The organism is Bacillus sp. JJ1566, assembly GCF_036962685.1.
Classification (GTDB): Bacteria; Bacillota; Bacilli; order Bacillales; family Bacillaceae_L; genus Ferdinandcohnia.
The window spans coordinates 99758-109667 of record NZ_JBALOP010000032.1 but is presented as its reverse complement, the minus strand read 5'-3'; the positions used below and the strand labels follow the sequence as shown (position 1 = coordinate 109667).

The window sequence follows — 9910 nt, the reverse complement described above, 5'->3', positions numbered from 1 at the left end:
CTTAAAAAGTGTAATTTTATTGTTAGTTTTTAAGTTTTTATTAACATGGTGAAAATAATTAAGGTGGAATGTTTAATCGTATTAACTAATTGGAGGGTTAGTACGAGAAAATTTACCATATTTTATTCAGGGAACAAAATCAATAAATCTATCATGTAAAGACCTGAAAAGAACAAAAAAGGGGGAAAGTTAATGAGTAGATCAAAGTATTGGAAAGTGTTGTTATTGGTGGTTTTTTCTGCAGTGTTTTTTGTTGGATGCTCTAGTAAAGAAAGTGGGGGTGAGAAGGAGGAGAATAGTAAAAAGGTTGAGCAAGAATTGGTGATCGCTGTAAATGAAAACTTTATTTCTATGGACCCACATAATACTGGGGATACAAATTCGAACTCGGTGCAGTCAGCTATGCTGGAGGGTCTACTAGGATCTGATGAGGAAGGAAAAATTATTAAACAACTCGCCGAGGATTACAGTATAAGTGAAGACGCATTAGTTTATACATTCAAGTTACGTCAAGGAGTAAAATTCCATGATGGTGAAGAATTTAATGCTGAAAATGTTAAAGCAAACTTCGAAAGAATCATTAATGATGATAGTCTTCGCCTAAATAGTCGGGGATTTAACCTCATTAAGAATATTGAGATTTTAAGTGATTATGAAATAAAAGTAACGTTAAAAGAGCCTTATGCTGGTATGTTAACAAGGTTTGTCTCAGCAAAAATTCTTAGTCCTAAGGTTTTGGAGGGTGGAAGTGAGGAAATTGGAAAAAAACCCGTTGGTACTGGACCATTTAAATTTGTTGAATGGGTACAAGGGGACCATTTAACAGTTGAACGTTTCGACGAGTACTGGGATAAAAAAGACCGCGTAAAGAAAATTACATATAAACCAGTTCCTGAGAATGGATCACGAGTAGCGATGTTAAAAACTGGGGAAGCCCATGTAATTTATCCATTACCAAGTCAAAATATTAAGGAATTAGAGGGTAATAAGGATGTAGAGGTTCAAAAAATACCTTCAACAATTGCTCGTTATGTATCTATAAATACAATGAAAGAACCTTATGACGATGTTCGTGTTCGACAAGCTCTAAACTATGCGGTTAGTAAAGATGCATTTATAAGCGTAGTTAATGCAGGATTTGGGTTACCATTAGACTCCATTATTCCAAGCAAAACACTTCATTATGAGAAACAAGAAGTATATGAACAAGATATTGAAAAGGCGAAGAAACTACTAAAAGAGGCTGGATTAGAAGATGGCTTTAAAGCTGAAATCTGGGGTAATACAAACTCGGATACGATGAAAGGTATGCAGTTTATTCAACAACAGTTAAAAGAAATTGGTGTAGATGTAGAAATTAAATCAATGGAAGAAGGTACGCTTTCGGACGAGATTTACGGGGCACAAACACCTGAGGATACTAAGTTACAAATGTGGTACGTAAGTTGGTCTGCATTTCCTTCTGATCCAACAAATGCTACGAAACCATTATTCTATGGCGGTTCATTCCCGCCAAATGGTGCAAATACTGCATACTACAAAAACGATCAAGTTGATAAATGGATTGAAGAAGTGAATAAAACACCAGACGAAAGCAAACAGACAGCAATTTATAGTGATATTCAATCAACAATTTATAATGATGCACCGTGGATTTTCCTAGGTGTAGATGAAATTTTAGCAGGAAAGAGAACAAATGTAGAAGGTGTATTTATATCACCAACAGGTGGAATAAACGTACTAGACGCAAACCTAAAGTAAGTAGAAAACTTATGTCGTAAAAAAGAAGTGGAGGGATGTGAATCCCAAAGCTTCTTTCCTTCCTAAGAAAGGGGTTTCAATAATGCTCCAGTATATCATTAAACGAATTTTTGAAATGATACCCATCCTATTCATTGTTTCAATATTAATCTTCTTTTTTACACATTTAATTCCGGGAGATCCAGCACGATTAGTTGCGGGTAAAGACGCTACTTTAGAGGAAGTAGAGATTATTAGAGCTGAGCTAGGGCTGGATAAGCCAATATGGGAACAATATATTACATATATGGACAATCTATTCCAAGGTGATCTAGGGACATCCCTAAAAACAGGATTACCTGTAATGGATATGTTTGCAGATCGATTAATGCCATCTATTTATTTAACAATGTTTAGTATGGTATGGGCGTTAATTATAGGATTATTAATAGGTACTCTATCAGCTGTTTTTAAAAATAAATGGCCAGATTATTTAGGTATGGTTACTGCTGTTTCAGGTATTTCCTTGCCGGGCTTTTGGTTAGGTTTACTCCTAATACAAATTTTTTCTGTAAAACTAGGATGGCTCCCAACTGGTGGAATTGATGGGTGGAAAAGCTATATTTTACCTTCGTTAACTCTAGGTGCCGGAATCATGTCGATGCTCGCACGTTTTACAAGATCCTCCTTGCTTGATACTTTGAAGGCAGACTATATTCGAACTGGGCGGGCAAAAGGGTTAAAAGAATCTGTTGTCATTCCAAAGCACGCATTACGAAATTCATTAATTCCAGTTGTTACAATTGCCGGACTTCAATTTGGATTCTTATTAGGAGGTTCGGTTGTTGTGGAAACAGTATTTAGTTTTCCGGGTATGGGGCGGTTATTAATTGATTCGATTGCGTTTAGAGATTATCCAGTTATACAAGCTGAATTATTACTATTTTCAATTGAGTTCATTTTAGTAAATTTGTTAGTAGATATTCTTTATAGTTTTCTAAATCCAAAAATCCGCTATGTATCGTAAAGGAGGATCGGCATGGAAGTATCGAAAGAGGTACCTAATTTGATAACAGTCACTAATGAAAAACAATATTCTCGAATAAAAGAGTTTTGGAAGAATTGGAAAAGGCAAAAGACTGCTCTCTGGGCAAGCTTCTTTATTCTACTACTAATCATTATTGCAATTATTGGTCCTTACATTGCACCTTACGATCCATATGAGCCGAATTATAATGAAGTTTTACAAGGACCTAGTATGGAACATTTAGCAGGAACGGATGAATATGGACGTGATATTTTTAGTAGATTATTAGCGGGTACCAGAATCTCATTAAGTGTAAGCTTTTCATCTGTATTGTTAGGTGCTATTGGTGGAACGATTTTAGGACTGATTAGTGGGTACTTTGGAGGTTGGTTAGACCGAATTATCATGAGGTCAAGTGATGTCCTCTTTGCTTTTCCAGATATATTGCTCGCAATTGCAATTATTGCCATCTTAGGTCCTGGATTAAAAAATGTGGTAATAGCAGTGGGTGTATTTAGTATTCCTTCTTTTGCAAGATTAGTAAGGGGTTCTACCCTAGAAGGAAAAGAAACCCTTTTTGTGGAAGCGGCAAAATCAATGGGAGCCTCACATTTTAGAATTATGTTTAGACACATTTTTCCTGAAACCGCTGGTAGTTTAATTGTTTTTATCTCTATGAGAATAGGTACAGCGATTTTGGCAGCCTCAAGTTTAAGTTTTCTTGGTTTAGGGGCTAGTCCAGAAACACCAGATTGGGGAGCCATGCTAAGTCTCGGGCGTGATTATCTAGGAACATCCTCACATGTAGTCATGATGCCTGGAATAGCCATCTTTTTAACAGTTTTAGCCTTTAATCTTGTAGGTGATGGTTTAAGAGATGTGTTAGACCCAAAAACAAAGAATGAATAAGGAGTTTGAAGAGGATGGAAAAGCTGCTACAAGTCAAAAAACTTGAAACTGAATTTACAAAAGATAAACAAAAAATAAAAATTCTACATGGAGTTACCTTTCACATAAATAAAGGAGAGGTTCTTGGTTTAGTTGGAGAGTCCGGTAGTGGCAAAAGTTTAACGTCATTATCCATCATGAAACTCTTTAAAGGTACGAGTGGAGAGATAAGCCAAGGAACCATTCAATTTAATAAAGAAGAATTAACAACCAAATCAGAAAGTGAAATGAGAAGGATTCGTGGAAAGCAAATAGCAATGATTTTTCAAGAGCCGATGACTTCGTTAAACCCTGTAATGAAAATTGGGGAGCAATTGTTAGAGCCCATACGCATTCATTTGGAATTAAATGACAAACAGGCTAAAAAACATGCAATTTCGATTCTAAAAAAAGTAGGAATTCCACGTGCTGAAGAAATTCTGTATGAATACCCACACCAATTATCAGGTGGAATGCGACAAAGAATCATGATTGCAATGGCCATCTCCTGTAACCCGGAACTTTTAATCGCAGATGAGCCAACTACCGCTCTTGATGTAACAATACAAGCGCAAATATTGGATTTAATAAAACAGTTAAAGCAAAGAGAGAACATGTCTGTGTTATTAATTACCCATGACTTAGGTGTCGTTGCTGAAATGTGTGACCGTGTTGTTGTAATGTATTCGGGAAGGGTCGTTGAGGAGGCGGACGTTTTTGATTTATTTGAAAGTCCGAAGCATCCTTATACAAAAGGTTTAATTGGTTCAGTTCCTAAGATTGGTCAAAAAAAGGATAGGCTTGATTCAATAAAGGGGAATGTTCCTGATCCTAGCAATCTTCCAATAGGGTGCAAATTTTCGCCAAGATGTAAAGATGCGATGCCGATTTGCTCTGAGAAAGAGCCACCAGAATTCATAATAGAAAATGGCAGAACCTGTAGCTGTTGGCTATACAATGATGAGAGGGGGGGCATTCGTGTCTAATATTCTTTTAAAAGTATCTGGATTGAAAAAGTCATTTTCTCTTCCAAGTGGGATGTTTGAGAAACAGAAGTCTTTAAAAGCAGTTCATGATGTGTCGTTTATGATTCAAGAAGGAAAAACATTTAGTCTGGTAGGAGAAAGTGGATGTGGGAAGTCGACAACAGGAAGACTAATATCACGATTAATTCAACCGAACAATGGTGAAATTTGGATTGATGGGGAGGAAATCTCACAAAAAAAAGAAGTACATTTAAAAACAATCAGAAAAAAGGTTCAAATGATATTCCAAGATCCGTATGCTTCGTTAAATCCAAGAATGAAGGTTCGTGACATTGTAGGAGAACCACTAGTCATTCATTCAAAATTATCAAGGGCAGAACGAAACAAACTAGTTTCTGAAATGCTAGAAATCGTTGGATTAGGTGAATATCATGCAGATAGATATGCCCATGAGTTCAGTGGTGGACAGCGGCAACGTATTGGAATTGCACGAGCCCTTATTATGAGGCCAAAGCTAATTATTGCAGATGAGCCAGTCTCAGCATTAGATGTTTCAATCCAATCACAAATATTAAATCTATTAAAAGATTTACAACGGGAATTTAACTTAACATATTTGTTTATTTCCCATGATTTAAGTGTAGTTGAACACATCAGTGATCATATTGGAGTTATGTATCTCGGGACGATTGTGGAGTCTGGGCCAAAAGAGACTATATTTTCAAACCCACAGCATCCTTATACTAAGGCTTTACTGTCTTCTATCCCAATTCCAGATCCGAGGTTAAGAAGGGAACGGATTATATTACAGGGCGACTTACCAAGTCCCGTAAATCCTCCATCAGGTTGTAGATTTCATACACGTTGTCCAATTGCAAAGGATATTTGTAGGGTAACAGAGCCTCCAGTAAAAAATGGTGGTACGTCAGAACACTTTGTTGCTTGTCATTTAGTAGAATAGTAAGGTTGTAAATTAGTTTTTTTGAAGAAACATAAATTCTCAGATTATGCTGGGACTATTTATAGATTAAATATAATAGGAGTGATAACTATGAAGGTTGGATTAAGTACATATAGTTTAGTAAGAGAACTTAGAGAAGGAACGATGACTGTTTTAGATGTCATACAATGGGTAGCGGACAATGGTGGTGAGCACGTTGAATTAGTTCCATATGGATATTCAGTAGTTGATAATATTGAATTAGCTGATCAAATTATAGAAAAAGCAGCGTCCGTGGGAATTGAATTATCAGCTTATTCTTTACCAGCAAATTTTGTTCAAGAAACAGAGGAAGCTTTTTTTGAGGAAGTGGAACGCCTGAAAAAGCATGTCGATATCGTTAATCATTTAGGAATTAAAATTATGCGTCATGATGTAACAGCTTTTACCTTGCCGCAAGAGCATATGACCATTCATTATTTTGATGAACATTTTTCGAAATTAGTAAAAGGTAGCCAGTTGGTAGCTGATTATGCTGCACAATATGGTATTACCACAACAATAGAGAACCATGGCTTTAATGTACAGTCGAGTGATCGTGTTCAACGAGTGATTCACGCAGTAAATCGCGAAAATTTTAAAACAACACTTGATGTTGGCAACTTCCTTTGTATTGATGAGGAACCACTTGTCGGAGTTAAGAAAAATATCAAATATGCTGCTACTGTTCATTTTAAAGATTTCTATATTCGTCCGTATTACGAAAATCCAGGTGATGGAGTTTGGTTTAGAACAGTGAATGAAAATTATTTGCGTGGTGCAATCGTTGGTCATGGTGACTTAAATATTCGTGAGATTATTAAACTAGTTAAAAACTCGGGATATGATGGGTACCTAACGGTTGAATTTGAAGGAATGGAAGATTGTAAGGTTGGATCCAAAATTGGTATGGACAATGTGAGGAGATTATGGAACGAAGTACAATAAATGTTGTCGAAAACAGTCTGGGAAGGATGGAATAGCTGTGGACAAATTACGAGTATGTGTGATTGGAACAGGATCAATTTCTGATATGCATTTACAAGCTTATGCGAATAACTCTAACTCGATTCTGTACGGTGTATATGACTATTCAAAAGAAAGAGCCGAAGAAAAGGCAAAACTATATGGTATAAATCGTGTTTATAGTAGCCTTGAGGAAGTGTTTCATGATCCTGAAGTTGATGCTATCAGCATTTGTACGTGGAATAATACTCACGCTGATATTTCAATAGGTGCCCTCAAAGGTGGTAAACACGTACTAGTAGAAAAACCTTTATCAATGAATGTGGAAGAGGCATTAAAGGTAGAAGAAGCAGTTCGACAATCAAATAAGATTTTGCAAGTCGGGTTTGTACGAAGGTTTGCCACCAATACAAAGGTATTGAAATCCTTTATTGATAATGGCAAATTAGGAGAAATTTATTATGCTAAAGCATCATGTTTGCGCCGTTTGGGAAATCCTGGTGGATGGTTTGCAGATAAAGAACGTTCTGGCGGTGGGCCGTTGATTGACCTTGGTGTTCATATTATTGATATTTGCTGGTATTTAATGGGGCGTCCTAAGGTGAAGTCAATATCTGGGCATACTTATCAATTGCTGGGAAATCGCGGTAATGTTGAGGAGTTAAGCTTTTATAAAGCCGCTGACTATGATAAAGATAAGAATACGGTTGAAGATATGGCTAACGCACTTATTACATTTGAAAATGGAGCTTCCTTAATGATCGACGTTTCCTTTACGCTTCATGCGAAAAAGGATGAAATTCAAGTAAAGCTGTTCGGTACAAAAGGTGGAGCAGAGCTAGAGCCTGAGTTAATGTTGGTAAGTGAAGAAAATAATACAATTGTAAATATTCACCCGCAAATCGATCATTTAACATTTGATTTTAAAAATTCTTTTCAAAATGAAATTGATTCCTTTGTAACAAGCTGTTTATTTGGAACAGAAACAGTTGCCCCTGTAGAGGATGGAGTTGAAATCATGAAAATGCTTGCAGGTATTTATGAAGCTTCAGAAAAGAAAAGTGTGGTGACATTTTTATAAATGGAGCAAGTAAAAATAAGTAATAAAATCGGAATCATTGTGGATAGTTTAAGATTACCACTTCGTGATGGGCTAAAAGTTGCAAAAGACATGGGTGCTAACGGTGTCCAAATCTATGCAGTTGATGGAGAAATGGCACCTGAAAATCTAAGTTACTCAGCTCGAAAGGAACTGAAGGATTATATTTCATCATTAGGATTAGAGATATCCGCATTATGTGGTGACTTAGGTGGACACGGTTTTCAAGACCACCGGCAAAATACGAAAAAAATCGAAAAATCAAAGCGGATATTAGATCTTGCGGTTGAATTGGGTACAAATATTGTTACAACACACATCGGTATTGTACCTGAAAAAAAGGATAGTAGTATATATGAAACGATGCAAACAGCCTGCGATGAACTGGGGATTTATGCAAAGAGTATGAACGCATATTTCGCAATTGAAACAGGACCAGAAACATCTGTTAGATTAAAATCTTTTCTAGACAGCTTAAGTACAAATGGAGTTTCTGTCAATTTTGACCCCGCTAATATGGTCATGGTGACAGGTGATGATCCAGTTGAAGGGGTGAAACTTTTAAAGAATTACATTGTCCATACCCATGTAAAAGATGGGATACAAACAAAACCTGTTGACCCGCGGGATGTTTATGGTGCTCTTGGTCATGGGAAAGGCCTAGATCATAAAAAGATTGCCCAAATGGTTGCTACTGGCGAGTTTTTTAAAGAAGTACCATTAGGTAAGGGTTCTGTTGACTTTCAAAAGTATTTTACAGCATTAAATGAGATTGGGTACAATGGTTATTTAACAATTGAACGTGAAGTGAATATGAACCCTGTCAGGGATATCTCTATGGCAGTAGATTTTGTAAAAAGCTTTAAGTAATTTAAAAGATATGGAAGAATCAATTTATTAAGGTACCCCAATGTTGAGTTGTTTTACAATTCAACATTGGACCTACATTTAACTAATGATGTTTGTTCTTCAACTAGGAGTATAAACATGATTTCTTAAAAAAAGATAAAAAGAAGGTTAAAAGATGGAAAAACAAGACCAACTATTAATGAAAAAACAAAATAAGAATTTAGTTCTCGAAATCATAAAAAACCAATCTCCGATTTCAAGAATGGAAATTGCCAAAATAACTGGGATGAGTCCCACTACAATTACGAGAATTGTAAACGAGTTACATATACAAGGGTTTGTAAGAGAGACGGAACTTGTTACTTCGGGTGTAGGAAGACGAGCAACACTACTTGATATATGTGGTGATGTTTTATACACAATTGGGATAGAGTTGGATAAAGCAATTATAAAAATTGGCATTGTGAACTTTAACGGGGAAATTGTTGCTTGGCAAAGTGTTTCAAGAGAGGAATCAGAAAAATATGAGGAAACACTGGAAAAGGTTATGTTTTTAATGAAAGACCTTATTAGACAACAGCAAATTCCATTAGAAAAGTTTATTGGAGTAGCTGTCGGTCTTCCAGGTTTAATAGATTACCAAAATGGTGTTGTTAAAGTGTCGGATCAGCTTAAATGGAAAAATGTAAATTTGGCATCAGACCTACATAAAAATACTGGCTTTGATGTGATAATTGACAATGAATTGAAAATGAAAATAGTGGCTGAGAATAATGTTGGAAAGGCAAAAGATTCACAAAATGCAGTCCTAGTGGGAATAGGTTCAGGTATTGGTTCAGCCATTATTTTAAATGGCCAAATACATCGAGGAGAGTCTAATAATGCGGGAGAGATTGGTCATACGGTATTGGACCCAACTGGTAATGTGTGCAAATGTGGGAAGATTGGCTGCTTAGCAACCTATATATCCGAAGGGGCAATTGTGTCAGATGCAAGAAAAGTAAAGGACATAACAAGTATAGAAGATGTGTTCAATTCCTATCGTGATGGTGAATCATGGGCAGTTAATATCATGGACAGAACCTCAACATATATCGCTCTAGCGATAAGCAACATATTATGCCTGTATGATCCAGAGGTGATCATTTTAAGTGGGAGTACCATTCAAAAATTCCCAGAAATAAAAGAAGCGATTGAAAAGAAATTGAACTTATTTATTTGGGAGCCTATAAAAGAAAAAGTAAGAATTGTCTACTCTGAATTAAGTGATCGGGGAGTGGTGTTTGGGGCAGCTATTCAAGCACAGCATATTCTTCTAAATCTAGAATAGTTGATGA

9 protein-coding genes are annotated in these 9910 nt (G+C 36.2%); all 9 read left to right on the top strand.

The window, feature by feature from the left end:
- Nucleotides 1-192: 192 nt before the first annotated feature.
- The 9 genes from V7112_RS14180 to V7112_RS14140 all read left to right on the top strand — a co-directional run bounded on the left by V7112_RS14180 (nt 193) and on the right by V7112_RS14140 (nt 9903).
- The gene (locus tag V7112_RS14180; RefSeq protein WP_335420848.1) at nt 193-1761 is read left to right on the top strand and encodes a glutathione ABC transporter substrate-binding protein; all 1569 of its coding nucleotides are present in this window, start codon (nt 193-195) and stop codon (nt 1759-1761) included.
- A gap of 82 nt (nt 1762-1843) precedes the next feature.
- The gene (gene nikB, locus V7112_RS14175) at nt 1844-2767 is read left to right on the top strand and encodes a nickel ABC transporter permease (protein ID WP_335420846.1); all 924 of its coding nucleotides are present in this window, start codon (nt 1844-1846) and stop codon (nt 2765-2767) included.
- A gap of 12 nt (nt 2768-2779) precedes the next feature.
- On the top strand, nt 2780-3676 hold the full coding sequence (locus V7112_RS14170) for an ABC transporter permease (protein ID WP_335420845.1): 897 nt from the start codon (nt 2780-2782) through the stop codon (nt 3674-3676).
- Between the two features lie 14 nt (nt 3677-3690).
- A complete protein-coding gene (locus V7112_RS14165; protein WP_335420843.1) occupies nt 3691-4680 on the top strand; it encodes an ABC transporter ATP-binding protein in 990 nt (329 codons plus the stop codon).
- On the top strand, nt 4673-5641 hold the full coding sequence (locus tag V7112_RS14160; protein ID WP_335420841.1) for an ABC transporter ATP-binding protein: 969 nt from the start codon (nt 4673-4675) through the stop codon (nt 5639-5641). Before V7112_RS14165 ends, V7112_RS14160 begins: the two co-directional genes overlap by 8 nt.
- A gap of 90 nt (nt 5642-5731) precedes the next feature.
- A complete protein-coding gene (locus tag V7112_RS14155; protein ID WP_335420839.1) occupies nt 5732-6607 on the top strand; it encodes a sugar phosphate isomerase/epimerase family protein in 876 nt (291 codons plus the stop codon).
- A gap of 37 nt (nt 6608-6644) precedes the next feature.
- A complete protein-coding gene (locus V7112_RS14150) occupies nt 6645-7706 on the top strand; it encodes a Gfo/Idh/MocA family protein (protein WP_335420837.1) in 1062 nt (353 codons plus the stop codon).
- Nucleotides 7707-8594 (top strand): sugar phosphate isomerase/epimerase family protein, encoded by an 888-nt coding sequence (locus V7112_RS14145; RefSeq protein ID WP_335420834.1) that lies wholly within the window; start codon nt 7707-7709, stop codon nt 8592-8594.
- A 154-nt stretch (nt 8595-8748) separates the two neighbouring features.
- On the top strand, nt 8749-9903 hold the full coding sequence (locus tag V7112_RS14140) for an ROK family transcriptional regulator (protein WP_335420832.1): 1155 nt from the start codon (nt 8749-8751) through the stop codon (nt 9901-9903).
- The last annotated feature ends 7 nt before the right edge of the window (nt 9904-9910 follow it).

Excerpts from the sequence above, each read along its gene's own strand:
- V7112_RS14180 (WP_335420848.1), top strand. The coding sequence starts at position 193 with ATGAGTAGATCAAAGTATTGGAAAGTGTTGTTATTGGTGGTTTTTTCT.
- nikB (WP_335420846.1), top strand. The coding sequence starts at position 1,844 with ATGCTCCAGTATATCATTAAACGAATTTTTGAAATGATACCCATCCTA.
- V7112_RS14170 (WP_335420845.1), top strand. The coding sequence starts at position 2,780 with ATGGAAGTATCGAAAGAGGTACCTAATTTGATAACAGTCACTAATGAA.
- V7112_RS14165 (WP_335420843.1), top strand. The coding sequence starts at position 3,691 with ATGGAAAAGCTGCTACAAGTCAAAAAACTTGAAACTGAATTTACAAAA.
- V7112_RS14155 (WP_335420839.1), top strand. The coding sequence starts at position 5,732 with ATGAAGGTTGGATTAAGTACATATAGTTTAGTAAGAGAACTTAGAGAA.
- V7112_RS14145 (WP_335420834.1), top strand. The coding sequence starts at position 7,707 with ATGGAGCAAGTAAAAATAAGTAATAAAATCGGAATCATTGTGGATAGT.
- V7112_RS14140 (WP_335420832.1), top strand. The coding sequence starts at position 8,749 with ATGGAAAAACAAGACCAACTATTAATGAAAAAACAAAATAAGAATTTA.